We start from the raw sequence: 14,716 nt of genomic DNA, 5'->3' as shown, positions 1-14,716 counted from the left end.
TTTATAACGCGATTTTAATTTTAAAACCAGAACTAATTCTAGTTTATATACATCCTAGAATTTTTATTTTCAAAAAGCCAATGTAATAAGGAAAAATGATTCATGGCGAAAAATACAGACAAAGCCCAACTTGCACTTGGGGACCATGCGGCCCGTCAACTGGCCAATGCAACTAAAACAGCTCCCCAGCTTTCTACAATTACTCCCCGCTGGCTGACTCACTTACTTCAGTGGATTCCTGTTGAAGCAGGTATTTATCGCCTAAATCGTGTCAATAATACCGATGATATTCAGGTGGCTTGCACACAACGTGATGAAGCAACTTTACCTCAAACTTTTGTTGATTATGACCCAGAGCCACGCGAATACTTTTTAAATGGTGTATCTACTGTTTTAGATGTGCATACACGTGTTGCCGACCTTTACAGCAGCCCACACGACCAAATTAAAGAACAGCTTCGCTTAACCATTGAAACCATTAAAGAACGTCAAGAAAGTGAGCTCATCAATAACCCTGAATACGGTTTACTAGCAAGTGTGACAGATGATCAACGTATTTCGACTTTAAATGGCCCACCCACTCCTGATGATCTTGATGATTTGCTACGTAAAGTCTGGAAAGAACCGGGGTTTTTCTTAGCGCATCCTGATGCGATTGCAGCATTTGGCCGTGAATGTACACGCCGTGGTGTACCGCCTCCAACAGTTAGTCTGTTTGGTTCACAGTTCATTACATGGCGCGGAATTCCACTTATTCCATCAAATAAAATTCCTGTAGAAGATGGCAAAACTAAAATATTGTTGCTTCGTGTTGGTGAAAAACGTCAAGGGATTGTTGGTTTGTTCCAACCGGGTCTTGCGGGTGAACAGTCACCGGGGCTTTCAGTACGTTTTATGGGAATCAACCGTAACGCGATTGCCTCATATCTAATCTCATTATATTGCTCACTTGCAGTATTAACAGACGATGCTTTGGCAGTGTTAGATGATGTGGAGGTGGACAAATATCATGACTACCCAGTTAACTACAAGTAATCTGCAAGGTAGTCCAACGGGGCCTGAAGTGACTGGTGTTAACCCACCAGCCAACTTCCCTGATGAGTCCACCATTGCTCGACTTGCTAATGAGTTTTTTTCAGCAGTGCCAAGCTCAAGCAATTCAGCTTCTCCATCGGGCCTTAACTTGGATTTACCTGTCGGAGCACCACCGCACCCACCACAACCGGGTGAACCATTTTCTGCACTCAGTGGTCGTGCGCCCAATATCGCCTTTCAGAAAAGTCTCAATCCGGAATATCCTGAACATATTCCAAATTTGCCAGACTACCCTGAACGTCGAATTGTAGCGTCTGCGCCTGTGGTGGGTGGAGCTAATTTGCCACGCCCACCATTTGAACCACATTTGCCAGAAGCTGCTCATAGTGAACCCAATGTGCCACGCATTGAACCAAGCTTGCCCACTGGTACAGGTGAATCACCTTATTATTTTTTAAATGATTTCTCTGCCCCCAATGCAATAGAACCATCTGTTAAAGGGGTTGAAGATAATTATTCGGTTGCACAGTCTTTTCAGTTGCCACATGGTGACCAGCTCAAGTCATTACTGACGGAAGATCGTTTTGCAACGAACACACCTCCCCAAAGTTCAACAAGCTCTGCATTTTACTTTTTAGACTTGCCTCAAAGTGGACAAAGTTATAGTCACTATCAACCATCACAACCAACCTTTGTGGCAAGCAGTGCGCAACCACTCGATGTGCATGCCATCCGTCGCGATTTTCCAATTTTGCAAGAACGCGTCAATGGCCGTCCATTAGTCTGGTTTGATAACGCCGCAACTACACAAAAACCGCAACGTGTGATTGATCGGATTGCTTATTTTTATCAGCATGAAAACTCAAATATTCACCGTGCTGCACATGAGTTAGCAGCTCGTGCAACCGATGCCTATGAACATGCGCGAAATGTGGTTGCTCGATTTATTGGTGCACCCTCTTCCAAAGAGATTATCTTTGTACGAGGCACCACCGAAGGGATTAACCTGATTGCAAAAACATGGGGTGAGCAAAATATTGGTGAAGGCGATGAAATCATCGTTTCTCACTTAGAACACCATGCCAATATTGTGCCTTGGTATCAACTCACTAAAAAAACTGGAGCAAAATTACGAGTCATTCCTGTTGATGACACGGGCCAGATTATTTTAGAAGAGTTACCGAAACTGATTAATGAACGTACTAAACTGTTGTCGATTACTCAAGTTTCGAATGCTTTAGGTACAGTCACACCTGTTGCTGAAGTCATTAAAATTGCGCATGCTAAAGGTGTCCGTGTTTTAGTTGATGGCGCGCAATCTGTTTCGCACATCCCTACTAATGTACAAGCTCTCGATGCAGACTTTTTTGTGTTTTCTGGACATAAAGTGTTTGGGCCAACGGGAATTGGTGCGGTCTATGCAAAACCAGAACTACTTGAAAGCATGCCTGTCTGGGAAGGCGGCGGTAACATGATTCAGGATGTGACCTTCGAACAGGTAGTTTACCAACCTGCACCAAACAAGTTTGAAGCTGGAACTGGAAACATTGCCGATGCTGTTGGTTTAGGTGCTGCACTTGAATATGTTGAAAGTCTAGGTATTCATAACATTGCTCGCTATGAACATGATCTACTCGAATATGGTCAAAATGCACTGAGCAGTGTGTCTGGTTTACGCTTGATCGGAACAGCGCATCACAAAGCCAGTGTTATGTCCTTTACCTTACAAGGCTATTCAACTGAACAAGTCGGTAAAGCATTGAATCAGCATGGTATTGCCGTACGTTCTGGACACCACTGTGCACAGCCAATTTTACGTCGTTTTGGTGTAGAACAGACCGTGCGTCCGTCTTTGGCTTTTTATAATACGACGGAAGAAATTGATTTATTGGTGTCAGTGTTACATCAACTGACACGTAATAGGCGTACTAGTTAAATTTATTTTTTTGAGAAAAGACTGCTTTTGGGCGGTCTTTTTTATAAACAACGTGCCATTATTAAAATTCAATTTTTCTATGAGGAAACTATTAAAACTCAAATAGTCCTAGCACTACATTTACTCGAGCAAAAGTCATCTGCAACCTGCGTAGCATCAAAAAGATTCTGTTTCTGCGAAATATTAGTTAAATGAAATAAGTCGACAGTTTTTGCAGATGACAATGCTTTTGCTTACTTTGAGCGAAACCAAAGTAAGTCCAGCCGAAGGCGACTGAAGAAATTAAAGCTTTAAACGATAAAACTCTGTCGTGCTATCTAAGAGCTTGTGAATAGCTTTAGGTTAAACTAAAAGTCATTAGTGGTTATAACGGCGGAGTCTTAGCGTTTTTGTCTCCAAAGAAAGTAGCTAATTCTGTTACTTTTAAAAAAGTAACCAAAAACTTTCTCATCCACAGAACCTGTTCTCTGTTTTCATTTTTCAAAAAATATTGCAAATACATTATCTTTATAAATTATGGGCAGGCTGTGGATGAAATTTAGCACTAGCAAACGCAAGTATGGACTCCGTTGTGCTAGTCTAAAAACTTGCAGATGAATTTAACCTGAGGAAATATCAATAGATATCCAACTTAATTAAACAATCCCCAAATCAATCTCAATGCAATTCCAATCAACAACAATCCCATCACCCTCTCAAAATAAACCCCAAACTCCAAAAATCTTTTACGTACGATAGGCTGTGCAAACAGTACACTCACCACCATAAACCAGATAGCATTGACCATACACATCCACACTCCATAAAAAACCTGAACTTTCATTGGTGTGGTCGTACTTACAACCGTCGTAAAAATTGCCAGAAAAAAGATAGTGGCTTTTGGGTTTAACGCATTGGTAAGAAAACCCATCGTAAAAGCTTTAAACAAACTTGGAGCATCACTATCAGTTTGGTTATTGATCTCAAGATTTGTATTCGGCTGGCTACGTAAACACTGCCATCCTAAATACACTAAGTAAGCTGCCCCCGCTGTTCTGATCAGTGACATGAACCATTCGCTTTGCTGAATCAAAAAGCCAATACCAACAAGTGTATAAAACACATGTACTGAAATTCCGACACCAATACCAATGGCAGTCAGACATCCTATCAAATAGCCATAACGTACACTTTGCCTTACCGTAATCACAAAATCTGGTCCTGGTAAAATCACCGCCATAAAGTGAATAAGAGCTAGCGTTAAAAACTCATGCCCATACAACTGCCACATAACAATTTAGTTTCCTGAAAATCACCTAAAAGATTGTATTGCGATTTTTTAGACGCGATAATCCAATTAAAATCCAAATAACTTTTGCCTCATGAGCACAAATCAAAGTCTGGTTCTGTTAAATGAAATGGCGACTTTCGTTAAGGTTGTCGAGTCGGAAAGCTTTTCTGAAACTGCACGCCAGCTTGGTACAACACCTTCTGCTGTTAGTCGTGCAATTGCTCGTTTAGAACGTGCTTTAGGTACCCGCTTACTCTATCGGACCACACGGAAACTTCGTTTAAGTGAAAGTGGACAACAGGTCTATCAACGTTGTTTAGATATGGTGAATGCTGCGCAAGCAGTCATGGAAAGTTCGGGCCAATTCCATGTCGAGCCAGAAGGTATTATTCGTATGAGTGTTCCGAAAGCTGTGGGACATTTTATGATTCATCCGCATTTACCCGAATTTTTAGGACGTTATCCCAAAATTGATATACAAATGCTTTTAGAAGATCGCTATGTAGACCTGATTGATGATGGAGTAGATTTAGCACTTCGAATTACAGAGCAACCACCGGGTGGCCTTATGGGTCGAAAGCTGATTGATATTGATCACTTGGTTTGTGCTACACCTGAATATTTGTCCAAGCACGGTACACCGAACCATCCTCATGATTTAAAGCAGCATGAATGTATTTACTTGGGCGAACAAGCCAGTGACTCAAAGTGGAAATTTCAACAAGGAAATAAATCGATAAGTGTTGCCGTGCATGGTCGTTATGCTGCAAATCATACGGGTGTGCGTTTGAGTGCTGCATTACAGCATTTAGGTATTGCGAGCTTGCCATACTTCGTTGCACGCCATGCTCTACAACAAGGTACCTTAGTTCAGGTTTTACCAGATTGGTATTTTAAAACCTATTACAGTGGCGGGCTGTGGTTACTCTACCCACCGACACGGCATGTCCCGCCTAAATTAAGTGTGTTTATTCAATATTTGGCAGATAAATTAGCAGCAGAGCCGACTTTATTTAAATTAAAGTAATATAAAGTCAAAGAATTAGCACGATGGACTCCTACCTTTAATCTCTAAAGCCATCAGCTAATTCTGTTACTTTTTTGGAAAAATTAACCAAAAAACTTTCTCATCTACAGAACCTGACCACTGTTTACATCTATAAAAAATATTGCAAAAACATTATCTTTATAAATTATGGGCAGGCTGTAGATGAATCTTAGCACGAGCAAATCCTATCTAGAGTCCTCTTTATTAGAATTATTCAACCAATAGATCTTTTGGATTAATCGTATCGCCATACACTGGTTTTAACGTTTTTTCATAAGCCTGATGAATCACACCTTCTTTTGCCAATTTTTCTAAATCTTGGTTTAACCAGTCCAATAACTCTTTATCACCTTTTTTCACTGCTGGTGCAATTAAGTCCTGCTCACCTAAATTGGTAATGCCAACGGTGTAATTTGGATTTTCTTTAGCCCAAGCTAAAACCAGCAAGTTATCATGTGCAAGCGCAGCACCACGACCATCTTTTAAAGCATCAAAAGTTTCAGTGTTTTGCTCATACTTTTGTAGTTTAATCTCAGGATGAGTCTTGGTGAAGAATGAATCAGCCGTTGTACCTTTGTTTACCAGCAAGGTTTTATCTTTAAGTTGAGCCACATCGGTAATTGGATGGCTTTTAGGAGAAACCACACCGAGCGCCACTTTTAGGTAAGGCTTAGCAAAATCGACCACCTCTTTACGTTCTGGGGTAACAGTAAAGTTTGCAAAAATAATATCTACTTTATTGGCTTTTAAATATTCGACACGGTTAGCTGCTTCAGTTAAAACGAACTCAACTTTGTTTTCATCACCGAGTAGATCTTTAGCGACATGCTTGGCAATCTCTACATCAAAGCCTTGGTTTTTACCTTGAGCATCTAAATATCCAAACGGCGGTTTATCACTAAATACGCCAATTCGTACCACACCATTCTTTTTGATCTGTTCAATACTTGACGTAGTTTGTGTGGTATCGGCCGATTTTTCAGTAGACTGAGTTCCTTTATCACATGCAACCAAACCCAAACTCAGTAAAGATGCAGCCAAAATATGCTTCACGTTTTGAAATGTTAATGTTGTCATTATTTCACCCTATCGTTCTTGTAAAAGTCTTATTTAGAATCACAGCGCCTACTTTTAGGCACTGCTCTAGCGATATCGAAAATTATTGGCCTACGTCTAAAAACACATTCGGATTAACCGAGTCACCGTAAATTGGTTTCAAGGTTTCATCATAAATTTTCTTAATTTCACCGCTTGTTCTGAGCTGCTTGATTTCAGTATTGAGCCAATTTAATAGTTGGGTATTGCCCTTTTTAACTGCCGGTGCAATAAACTCTTGATCACCAATAGACTGAATACCCGCAACATAACTTGGGTTCTTCGCGGCCCATGCCAAAGCATACGTACTATCTTGTGAAATTGCGTCACCACGACCGTCGGTTAAAGCTTTGAAGGCATCCGAGTTTCTTTCAAACTTGAGTAAATTCACTTTCGGATAATGCTTGGTAAAGTAAGTATCCGAACTTGTGCCTTTATTTACGATTAAGGTTTTACCTTCTAATTGAGCAATGTCAGTAATCGGCTTGGCTTTAGGCGAGACAATCCCAAAAGCCCCTTTTAAATAAGGTTCGGCAAAATCGACAACTTCCTTACGCTCAGGGGTTACTGTAAATGTCGCGAACACCACATCGGCACGATTTGATTTTAAAAACTCCACCCGATTTGAAGCTTCAGTCACAATAAACTCAACTTTCTTTTCATCACCGAGCAAGTCTTTAGTCACCCGTTTTGCTAGAGCCACATCAAAGCCCTGATTATTACCAGCACTGTCTACATAACCAAACGGCGGATCATCGGCAAAAACAGCAACGCGTAGAACCCCATTTTTTTTGACTTGTTCTAAAGAATGGTCTTCTTGACTATTACTTGCCTGTTCAGTTGATGGCGTTTTACTACATGCAGTTAATAAAACTCCAGCAACGGCAAGACTGCTTAATATTTTTATTGAATTACGTTTAAACATTCACTTCCTCATGATTCAAATAATAAAAATTTAGTACGACAAAATATTTAAGAAAGCTTTCGCTCGTTCTGTTTTTGGCTGTTCAAAAAACTCTTCTGGTGAAGCCTGTTCAATAATCTTGCCCTTATCCATAAAAATAATGCGGTCGGCAACCTTGCGTGCAAAGGACATCTCATGTGTCACAATCAACATGGTCATTCCTTCATTCGCTAACTTGAGTACTACATCGAGCACTTCCCTAACCATTTCTGGGTCAAGCGCAGCGGTAATTTCATCAAGTAAAATCACCTGAGGTTGCATGACCAATGAACGGACAATGGCAATACGCTGTTTTTGTCCGCCAGAAAGTTGTCGTGGATAATCGAGTTTTCGCTCATATAGCCCGACTCGCTTTAACAACTCATCTGCTACTTGTTCTGCTTCATCACGATGGCGTTTTTGTACTTTGAGTGGTCCAAGCAAAATATTGTCGATGACGTTCATATGCCCAAATAGCTCATAGTTCTGAAAAACCATGCCAATTTTTTGACGAGCATTAGTCCAGTCCACGTCTTTACCAAGCACACCTGAGCCTTTTAAACGAATCTCACCACCCTGAATCGGTTCTAAGCCGTTAATACAGCGCAATAAGGTACTTTTACCGCAGCCCGATGGACCTAAAATAACAACCACCTCTCCTTGTTCTACATCCAGATCAATGCCCTGTAAAATATGACTTTGTGCAAATGATTTCTGTAATTGTTGTATCGATAACAAAGGCATAATTACTCCCAGACCTTTTCCAAATGTGCCGCCAAACGAGATAAGGGATAGCAAATCAGAAAATACAAAATAAAAATAAAGCCATAAATCCAAAGAGAAGCGCTTGGCACGGTCAACAGCGAATTTTCAATAATTTGCTGGCCAACTTTAATGACTTCAACCACACCAATCAGGACTGCTAAAGAGCTGGTTTTCACCATTCGGGTAAATAAGTTAATCGCGCCTGGTGTTATTCGTTTTAGACTTTGCGGAAAAATGACGTAGATCAAAGCTTGAACATGAGTTAGTCCGAGCGCATAGGCTGAATCACGTTGATGCTGATCAATCGAAGTAATGGCTGCACGAACCAAATCGCCCATTTCTGCCGTACCCCATAAAACAAATACAACAATGCATACCCACATTGCTGAAAACTGCCAGTTAAACCATGTCGCAAAGCCGAAATAAAACACAAATAGCAAAACTAAAATTGGAATGATTCGGATCGCTTCTAGATACAGGCGGCACAGCGCTTTAACGACTATATTCTTAGAAGTCATAATGACGCCGAAGACTGTCCCGAAAATTGCAGAGAAAAACACTGAAATAAATGCAATTTTTGCAGTTGCCCAAAGTCCCCACATTAAACGTTCGAGGTGACACGCTTGAAATAAATAATCAAGTTCCATGGCTCACCTTCCGACTTCTGTGCTCTAGATAGCTGGTTAAAATAGACACGGGCAATAAAATAATCAGATAAGCCATGATGAGTAAGAACAAAGCTTCGGTGGTTTTATAGTCCATACCAATTAAGTCTTTGGTGACAAAAAGCAGCTCAACAACAGCAATGGCACTCACCACAGAACTTTCTTTAATTAGAAATAGGCAATTTGCCCCTATTGCCGGAATTGAAATGGCAAGCGCTTGAGGGAAAATGACATATCTAAAAATTTGAGTCGGTTTTAGACCAATACTTTTTGCTGAGTCAATCTGCCCTTTGGCCACCGACTGCAAACCTGCTCGGAAAGCTTCAGCCATATAGCTTCCACCTAAAAAGGTCAGTCCGATCACACCACAAGCAAAACCATCAATTTTGATACCGAGTTTCGGCAAACCGTAATACAAAAAGAACAGTTGAATTAATAAAGGGGTATTTCGAGATAACTCAATATAGAACTGGGCAATTCTATTTAGCACCCGCACGCGATATGTGATTAAAATGCTGCAAATTAGCCCTACAATAATCGCCAAAATAATGCTGATAATTGAAATTTTCAGCGTGGTCAAAGTTGCAGAGAAAAATTGCGGCAACACACTATGGATATACTGCCAGTTCAAGGAAAATTCCAACAAATAATATTAAAACGTTATAAATATTTAGCTTTCGTCAGCCATTAAATATTTGTGTAACAAGTTTATTTTTTTCCCAATTGGTCTAAAACTATTTTTATTAGATAAGCTTTTCTATAAGTTTGATAAATTCGATTTGGCAATCGAAAACCTTCAAATCAGTTGAATACAACTGCTTAAAACATATTCACTAAAACAAAGATGAGTAATAAAACCAATAAAAAAATCGGACACCAACACCCGATTTTTATTAAATGATTTTCAATTTATTGCTTATTTTCTAAGTACGTCACCAATGCTTGGGTCTTTATCAAAAACCGATTTAGCATATGGGCAAAGCGGAATTACTTTTACGTCTTTTTCACGAACAAAAGCTACCAAAGCATCAAGTAATTGGCGACCTACACCTTGTCCACGATAATTTTCGTTTACATCTGTGGCATCAATAATTAGCATGCTTTCGCCTGCCCATGTATAAGTCATTTCACCTGCAACGGTTTCACCATCAAGTAAGCTAAAGCTGCCGTGTTTTGTATCATCTTTTTGTTGAATATTCACAATGAATTCCTCATATTACAAATCGTATTTATTTAAAAATGACTTTGTATAATCTTTATCTATAAGAACAAATTTAACTGTAAAAAAATAGCCTATTTTTAGCAGTGAGTCTGTATGCTTTTTAAATACAATCTTCACTTAAATTAGTGAAACTCTTGCACCAAACTATTAATATGCGCCACCGCAGCAGTTCGGTTTTCAACGCAAAGTTTTTCAAAAACATGCTCTAAATGTTTATTCACTGTCCGTGGACTAAGCTCCAAAATTTCTGCAATGTCTTTATTGGTTTTTCCTAACAACAACCAGTGCATGACTTCTGCTTCACGTTGAGTCAACTGCGGGCAATATTTTAAAATATCAGCCATTTCCAAAGCTGGCGTAGTTGTCTTGATCTGTATCAGATAATTTTTTGCCACACTTGGTTCAGTTTCCCACGGTGTAAGCAATAAAAGCTGTAATTGCTGAGATGGTGTCGAATAAGAACAACTGGTTAATTTTTTGGAGTCTTTTTCATGTTCTAAATCTGAAAACCAAGCTTTTAAACCTGCTTCAAAGCCTTCTAATTCAGGTAAATATTGATTTAGTAGATCACTGGCTTTTTGGGTTTTCCACACAATTTTACCGTGAACATCTAGCGCAAGAATGGCTGTTTCCGTTGCATCAATCACCTGTTTCTGTTGTTGCAATAGTTTGGCATGTGCCAAATGTGTTTTTACCCTTGCTAATACTTCTTCAATATTCAGTGGCTTGGTTACATAGTCCACCCCTCCGACCTGAAAACCACGCACAATATGCTCTGTCTCAGATAAACCTGTCATAAAAATAACGGGAATAAACTGCGTAATTGGACTCGCTTTAAGCTGTATGCAACTTTCAAAACCATCCATATGTGGCATATTGCCATCAAGCAAAATCATATCCGGTAAGCATCGGTGTGCTATTTCAATTGCACTTAACCCATCGGTTGTGACAAGTACGCGATAACCTGCCTGATCCAGACTTTCATGTAGTAAGCCTAAATTTTCCGGCACGTCATCCACAATCAGAATAACAGCCTGCTCGTTTGGTGAAGCTTGCTGAAAAGAAACATGTTGCGTACTCATGACTTATCCTGAATTAACCGTTGGGCGTGTTTTAAATCAAATTTTTGAATCGCCTGTTCAAGCTGTTCCCATAACTCGTTATGCTTTGGAAAATTTTGACGACATTGCGTTAAAGTCTGTTGAATTCCTCTAATATAACCCTGCCCAATCAAATCATTTAACTGTTGCAAGGTTTGCGGTAAATCGAGCAGATCATTATTTTCAGGTTGTGTAATTGATGTATGAACAGTGGCTTGCTCTTGCTTAAACACTTTTACATCCAATGCTTGAACTTCATTATTTTCAGGGAGTGCATCTGATTTGGAATCAATCCATACTAAGCCTAACTTGTCTCCAATTTTGCTCAGCAACAAATTAAGATCGATTGGTTTTAGCATAAAATCTTCACTTAAGACGGCGTCTTGTGGATTGACTTCGCGCTCTCCTGCATTCGCTGAAATAATTAAGATCGGCACATTGGTAATATTATTCTGACGCAATAATCGTGCTGTTTCCCACCCGCCCATCAAAGGCATATTTAAATCCATCAAAATCAGGTTAGGCTGGAAAATAGGTACACGTCTTAAACAGTCAATGCCCGACTCGGCTTCTTCAATCATAAATCCCAAAGGTTTTAGAAAATTAGCGACTAAACCTCGGTCCACCGCTTCATTATCAACAACCAAAATTCGTTTTCGTTCGCCTTGATAACCCGTAATCTGGTTGGAGTAAACATTAGAAATCGGATGAACTACTTCTTTTGAAGGTAAGTAAAACTTAATCTTAAATTGTGAACCCTGATTGAGCTGACTAGTCACAGATAGCTGTCCGCCGAGTAAATCGACCAATAATTTTACAATGGGTAGTCCGAGTCCTGTTCCGGTAAATCCGCCTTGAACCACATTACTGCCCCGTTCAAACGGGTTAAAGATTCGCTCTAAATCGGCCTCGGCAATACCACAGCCCGTATCTCTAATTTCAAAATAAGCCGTTTGAAAACGGTACTCGACTTTTAAAGTAATTGTGCCACTCGTTGTAAACTTTAAAGCATTGCCCAGCAAATTGATGAGCACTTGTTCTAAGCGTTTTTTGTCGGTACGGACATAGTGCGGTAAGTTATCTCCAATTTCATAAACAAACTGTAAATTCTTCTGTTCAAACTGTGGTTGAAACATTTGAATAATTTGTTCAATAAAATTGGGGAAATGCACATCCACTACATTTAAAGAAATCTTGCCTGTTTCAATGCGTGCTAAATCTAGTAAACCGTCAATGAGTGAAGTCAAATGCTGCCCACTACGGCTAATCACCCCGAGCGCCATTTTGCCTTGTTCAGAGAGTTGTTCTTGTTTTTGAAGTAATTGGCTATAGCCCAAAATACTATTTAAGGGTGTCCGTAGTTCGTGGCTAATGCCAATGACATAACGGCTTTTTGCATCATTGGCCCGTTCTGCTGCTATTCTGGCATCTTGTAAGTCTTTTGAAGTGACTTCATGGGCAGCAATTTCATCAATCAATAATGCTGTTTGTTGATGCGTTTCGATTTCGGCATTACGACGGCTTTCATCGTTTAGTACTAACCACCATGCAGCAACACTCATCAATAAAAATAAAATGGTGTAAATTTTGACAAACAGCGTGAATAACTGCGGAACGGCTGCGGCATTAATGGTTTCTAAATAGGTTTTTTCTTGGATATAAACCAGACTTAAACTCACTGCCAAAACGATCGACAGCCCTAAAGTCAGTAATAAATACAAACTGACCCTGCTATTTAAACGGCTAGCCCAACGTTCTGGTAAATAGTGCCAAATGGCTTTTTTGAGCTGTACCGACCAACGTGCATCGGGTTTACATAAATCGTGACAGCGGGCTTCAAGTGAACAGCATAGAGAACAAATCGTACCGTTATAAGCTGGGCAACCCGCCATATCGGCAAGTTCATAGTCCCGTTCACATACCACACAGTTAGCAACCGACATCGCCTGAATTTTTTCAGGCTGGCGTGCAATGTAATATTTACCTTTGGTTAGGTAAGCAATAATAGGAACGCATAACACCGCACTCCCCAAAGCAATGAAACTTGCTAAACCTTTCGCCATGAGACCGAAAAAGCCCAAATAGCTCAGCATCGATAACACTGAAGCGATGAGTAAGGCGCCAACGCCTACGGGGTTGATGTCATATAAATAAGCACGACGAAATTCAATTCCTTTCGGGCTTAAACCTAAAGGTTTACAGATAATTAAATCGGCAACAACGGCGCCAATCCATGCCAAAGCGATATTGCTATATAGTCCCAAAATGCGTTCAACCGCATGGCTAATTCCCATTTCCATTAAAACAATGGCAATAAACACGTTAAAAAGAAGCCAGACAATTCGTCCCGGATGGCTATGAGTTAAGCGCGCAAAGAAGTTAGACCATGCCAATGAACCAGCGTAGGCATTGGTCATATTAATTTTAATTTGCGCCAAGCAAACCAGTGCTAGAGTCAATATTAACGCTAGCTGAGGATTTAGAATAAACTGCTGATAAGCAACCCAATATAAATAAGTCGGATTGTCTAGTTCAGAGACAGGAATAAACAGCTGAAAAGCCAACACCATCAGCAGCATGCCCATCAAAACTTTTAAAAATCCAAAAATAATCCAAGATGGACCACCTAAAAAAACGGCAAAACGCCATGCAGTTCTATTCTTTTCTTTTTGCGGTAAGAAACGTAAATAGTCGGCTTGCTCACCAATTTGGATCACAAATGAAAAAATAAGAGTGCACGCCGCACCAAAGTAATACAGATTAAAATCGGTCGAGTTTGAAACTGCCCCAACAAAATGCAGACTACTACTTAAAATTTGTGGTTGTTTCCAAAGTACAAAAAACCACGGTAATAACAGCAATAAGAGCCAGATTGGTTGTGTGATCGCCTGAACTTTATTAATAAAACCAATGCCTTTGACCACTAAAGGCAAAATCACTAAGGCAGAAATTAAGTAACCAATAACTTGCGGAATACCTAAGGCAAGCTCAAGTGCCATCGCCATAATTGCGGCTTCAAACGCAAGCAAAATAAAGGTAAAGCTGGCATAAATCAGAGACGTAATGGTCGAGCCAATATAGCCAAAACCTGCACCACGAGTAAGCAAATCGACGTCTACATTATATTTTGCGGCGTAGTAACTAATCGGCCAACTGGTTAAAAATATGATGGTACATACGACAATTGCTGCCCATAACGCATTGCTAAAACCATATTGCCAAAGCATGGTTGCCCCAATGGCTTCCATCGCTAAAAAGCTAACTGTCGAAATTGCAGTATTGGTTACCGTCCAAGGCGACCATTTTCTTACTGAGGTGGGTGCGTAGCGAAGCGCATAATCTTCGATACTTTCATCTGCCACCCAAATATTATATTCACGGCGTGTTTTGATCACACGTTGTGGCGCTTGTTGGGGACGTGAAGTATCTGGCATAACACTCATGTTTGGCATGTGGCTGCATTAAACCCAGCAATCCTTATGCCAAAAGTCATTTATCATGGCGATTTTTTCTAATACGCACATATACGCAAAATAACGTATTTTCAATTTTTCCCAAAAATCACACACTCAAAACCATCAAAAAACAATGATCAATATTTGTGTTGATTGACCGAAAATGATTGGGAGATTGATGT

At 40.0% G+C, this 14,716-nt stretch carries 14 protein-coding genes; 5 read left to right on the top strand and 9 right to left on the bottom strand.

Features of this window, described 5'->3' with window-relative positions; genetic code table 11:
- Positions 1-102 precede the first annotated feature (102 nt).
- Together NQ782_RS04245 and NQ782_RS04240 are read left to right on the top strand one after the other, a co-directional pair.
- Positions 103-1,035, top strand: a complete 933-nt coding sequence (locus NQ782_RS04245) for a family 2A encapsulin nanocompartment shell protein (protein WP_001107594.1) — start codon at positions 103-105, stop codon at positions 1,033-1,035.
- Entirely contained in the window at positions 1,010-2,971 is a 1,962-nt protein-coding gene (locus NQ782_RS04240) for a family 2A encapsulin nanocompartment cargo protein cysteine desulfurase (RefSeq protein ID WP_057093677.1), read from the top strand. The genes NQ782_RS04245 and NQ782_RS04240 overlap by 26 nt, the downstream gene beginning before the upstream one ends.
- Before the next feature lie 631 nt (positions 2,972-3,602).
- Here NQ782_RS04240 and NQ782_RS04235 read toward each other — a convergent pair.
- A complete protein-coding gene (locus NQ782_RS04235) occupies positions 3,603-4,241 on the bottom strand; it encodes a LysE family translocator (RefSeq protein WP_057093679.1) in 639 nt (212 codons plus the stop codon).
- 91 nt (positions 4,242-4,332) lie between these two features.
- Here NQ782_RS04235 and NQ782_RS04230 point away from each other — a divergent pair, with 91 nt between their 5' ends.
- Both NQ782_RS04230 and NQ782_RS04225 read left to right on the top strand, forming a co-directional pair.
- Entirely contained in the window at positions 4,333-5,268 is a 936-nt protein-coding gene (locus NQ782_RS04230) for a LysR family transcriptional regulator (protein WP_057093681.1), read from the top strand.
- 74 nt (positions 5,269-5,342) lie between these two features.
- Positions 5,343-5,462 carry a hypothetical protein gene (locus tag NQ782_RS04225; protein ID WP_086230958.1) on the top strand — a complete coding sequence of 40 codons (120 nt, stop codon included), beginning with the start codon at positions 5,343-5,345 and terminating at the stop codon, positions 5,460-5,462.
- Between the two features lie 37 nt (positions 5,463-5,499).
- Here NQ782_RS04225 and NQ782_RS04220 read toward each other — a convergent pair whose 3' ends face one another.
- From NQ782_RS04220 to NQ782_RS04200, 5 genes are all read right to left on the bottom strand, one after another.
- Positions 5,500-6,366 (bottom strand): cysteine ABC transporter substrate-binding protein, encoded by an 867-nt coding sequence (locus NQ782_RS04220; protein WP_000209980.1) that lies wholly within the window; start codon positions 6,364-6,366, stop codon positions 5,500-5,502.
- An 82-nt stretch (positions 6,367-6,448) separates the two neighbouring features.
- Positions 6,449-7,309, bottom strand: coding sequence for a transporter substrate-binding domain-containing protein (locus NQ782_RS04215; RefSeq protein WP_000476797.1), 861 nt, complete (start codon positions 7,307-7,309; stop codon positions 6,449-6,451).
- Positions 7,310-7,339: 30 nt separating this feature from the next.
- On the bottom strand, positions 7,340-8,071 hold the full coding sequence (locus NQ782_RS04210; RefSeq protein ID WP_001130357.1) for an amino acid ABC transporter ATP-binding protein: 732 nt from the start codon (positions 8,069-8,071) through the stop codon (positions 7,340-7,342).
- Positions 8,072-8,073: 2 nt separating this feature from the next.
- A complete protein-coding gene (locus NQ782_RS04205) occupies positions 8,074-8,739 on the bottom strand; it encodes an amino acid ABC transporter permease (RefSeq protein WP_057093683.1) in 666 nt (221 codons plus the stop codon).
- Positions 8,729-9,388, bottom strand: a complete 660-nt coding sequence (locus NQ782_RS04200; RefSeq protein ID WP_001104464.1) for an amino acid ABC transporter permease — start codon at positions 9,386-9,388, stop codon at positions 8,729-8,731. Before NQ782_RS04200 ends, NQ782_RS04205 begins: the two co-directional genes overlap by 11 nt.
- A 64-nt stretch (positions 9,389-9,452) precedes the next feature.
- Here NQ782_RS04200 and NQ782_RS04195 point away from each other — a divergent pair, with 64 nt between their 5' ends.
- Complete coding sequence (locus NQ782_RS04195) at positions 9,453-9,566, top strand: hypothetical protein (protein WP_002017921.1); 114 nt, start codon at positions 9,453-9,455, stop codon at positions 9,564-9,566.
- 107 nt (positions 9,567-9,673) lie between these two features.
- Here NQ782_RS04195 and NQ782_RS04190 read toward each other — a convergent pair whose 3' ends face one another.
- From NQ782_RS04190 to NQ782_RS04180, 3 genes are all read right to left on the bottom strand, one after another.
- A complete protein-coding gene (locus NQ782_RS04190) occupies positions 9,674-9,958 on the bottom strand; it encodes a GNAT family N-acetyltransferase (protein WP_001025680.1) in 285 nt (94 codons plus the stop codon).
- 143 nt (positions 9,959-10,101) lie between these two features.
- Entirely contained in the window at positions 10,102-11,061 is a 960-nt protein-coding gene (locus tag NQ782_RS04185; protein ID WP_000107135.1) for a response regulator transcription factor, read from the bottom strand.
- Entirely contained in the window at positions 11,058-14,522 is a 3,465-nt protein-coding gene (locus NQ782_RS04180) for an ATP-binding protein (RefSeq protein ID WP_057093687.1), read from the bottom strand. Before NQ782_RS04180 ends, NQ782_RS04185 begins: the two co-directional genes overlap by 4 nt.
- Positions 14,523-14,716: the final 194 nt, after the last annotated feature.

This window comes from Acinetobacter sp. BD54, from assembly GCF_044778325.1.
In the GTDB taxonomy this organism is placed as follows: Bacteria; Pseudomonadota; Gammaproteobacteria; order Pseudomonadales; family Moraxellaceae; genus Acinetobacter; species Acinetobacter baumannii.
The sequence above is the reverse complement of the archived record's forward strand: the minus strand, read 5'-3'. Positions and strand labels throughout refer to the sequence as shown.

What these genes read in the sequence shown, in the direction of transcription:
- NQ782_RS04245 (WP_001107594.1), top strand. Translation starts at nt 103, where the DNA reads ATGGCGAAAAATACAGACAAAGCCCAACTTGCACTTGGGGACCATGCG.
- NQ782_RS04240 (WP_057093677.1), top strand. Translation starts at nt 1,010, where the DNA reads ATGACTACCCAGTTAACTACAAGTAATCTGCAAGGTAGTCCAACGGGG.
- NQ782_RS04235 (WP_057093679.1), bottom strand. Translation starts at nt 4,241, where the DNA reads ATGTGGCAGTTGTATGGGCATGAGTTTTTAACGCTAGCTCTTATTCAC.
- NQ782_RS04230 (WP_057093681.1), top strand. Translation starts at nt 4,333, where the DNA reads ATGAGCACAAATCAAAGTCTGGTTCTGTTAAATGAAATGGCGACTTTC.
- NQ782_RS04220 (WP_000209980.1), bottom strand. Translation starts at nt 6,366, where the DNA reads ATGACAACATTAACATTTCAAAACGTGAAGCATATTTTGGCTGCATCT.
- NQ782_RS04215 (WP_000476797.1), bottom strand. Translation starts at nt 7,309, where the DNA reads ATGTTTAAACGTAATTCAATAAAAATATTAAGCAGTCTTGCCGTTGCT.
- NQ782_RS04210 (WP_001130357.1), bottom strand. Translation starts at nt 8,071, where the DNA reads ATGCCTTTGTTATCGATACAACAATTACAGAAATCATTTGCACAAAGT.
- NQ782_RS04205 (WP_057093683.1), bottom strand. Translation starts at nt 8,739, where the DNA reads ATGGAACTTGATTATTTATTTCAAGCGTGTCACCTCGAACGTTTAATG.
- NQ782_RS04185 (WP_000107135.1), bottom strand. Translation starts at nt 11,061, where the DNA reads ATGAGTACGCAACATGTTTCTTTTCAGCAAGCTTCACCAAACGAGCAG.
- NQ782_RS04180 (WP_057093687.1), bottom strand. Translation starts at nt 14,522, where the DNA reads ATGAGTGTTATGCCAGATACTTCACGTCCCCAACAAGCGCCACAACGT.